The sequence below is a fragment of the Sphingomonas sp. CCH9-F2 genome, from assembly GCF_001556735.1.
Lineage (GTDB): Bacteria > Pseudomonadota > Alphaproteobacteria > Sphingomonadales > Sphingomonadaceae > Sphingomonas > Sphingomonas ginsenosidimutans.
The window spans coordinates 1-452 of record NZ_LSJO01000139.1 but is presented as its reverse complement, the minus strand read 5'-3'; the positions used below and the strand labels follow the sequence as shown (position 1 = coordinate 452).

General features: G+C 67.7%; 1 protein-coding gene and 1 pseudogene. Both read left to right on the top strand.

Annotated features, from left to right (window positions below; translation table 11 throughout):
- Nucleotides 1-128: flagellin (locus tag AX685_RS20875; protein WP_269450458.1), on the top strand; the 128-nt coding region annotated here is incomplete at its 5' end.
- Between the two features lie 219 nt (nt 129-347).
- Nucleotides 348-452: pseudogene (locus AX685_RS21395) on the top strand (flagellin FliC); the annotation flags it as partial.

Below are 452 nucleotides of genomic sequence, written 5' to 3'. Positions count from 1 at the left end.
TCGAGGACGCGGACTTCTCGACCGAGACGACCGCGCTCGCCAAGGCGCAGATCCTGAGCCAGGCGTCGACCGCGATGCTCTCGCAGGCCAACCAGTCGCAGCAGGGCGTGCTCAAGCTGCTCGGCTAACGACCGGCTCGTCTGCACCGGCGCCCTTCGCCCCCGAAACTGGGGCGTTGGTGTCGACCGGAACCCCGTCGCTCGTCAGGGGCGGCGGGGTTCTTTTCGCCGACGTGCAACAAAATCCTAAAGCGTGCCCGATGACGGCCGTTTCTCCCTGCAGCGACGATCCAATGCCCGGCCCGATGCCTGGCGGCGGCGGCGGCGCAGCACTTCAGGGAGGTCCCGATGACCGTTATCGCTTCGAATACCTCGGCGCTGCGCGCCACCAATGCCAACGCGCTCGCCAGCAAGGACCTGACGACCGCGATGCAGCGGCTGTCGACCGGCAAG